The sequence below is a fragment of the Enterobacter cloacae complex sp.6700776 genome (assembly GCF_048284255.1).
GTDB classification, from domain to species: domain Bacteria; phylum Pseudomonadota; class Gammaproteobacteria; order Enterobacterales; family Enterobacteriaceae; genus Enterobacter; species Enterobacter intestinihominis.
This window is the reverse complement of sequence record NZ_JBLVYK010000110.1, coordinates 1-333: the sequence shown is the minus strand read 5'-3', so window position 1 is coordinate 333 and position 333 is coordinate 1. Positions and strand designations below refer to the sequence as shown.

The following is a 333-nucleotide window of genomic DNA, read 5'->3' as shown; positions in this document are numbered from 1 at the left end:
AAATTGGCGGATGGCTCTAAAACGCTCTATAACGCACTGTGAGCGTTTTTTTCTTTTCCCTGTACGTTTCCCTGCCAGAAGGCAAAAAAAAGCCGCAGGATGATTTCTGCGGCTTCTCAGGGCTATTGGCAAACAAGTGTGAGGTTCATTAGCCAGCCTGATTCGTTTTATTTTTTTTCTCACGGGCAGCGATAGCAGCATCACCGCGAGATTTAAGTGCTTCCTGATGCAGGTTTTCCGGCAGTGTACCGGCAGCCAGCTCCATGAGCAATCCGACAAGCAGGCCGGCATCCACATTGAGCCGCCCGGTTTCACGGTCAACCACGCCGGCCA

Annotated in this window: 1 protein-coding gene; it reads right to left on the bottom strand. The window is 51.7% G+C overall.

From position 1 onward, the window contains the following. Positions 1-148: 148 nt before the first annotated feature. A partial coding sequence (locus ACNQ0T_RS23445; RefSeq protein ID WP_417930407.1) for a hypothetical protein occupies positions 149-333 on the bottom strand: 185 nt, incomplete at its 5' end.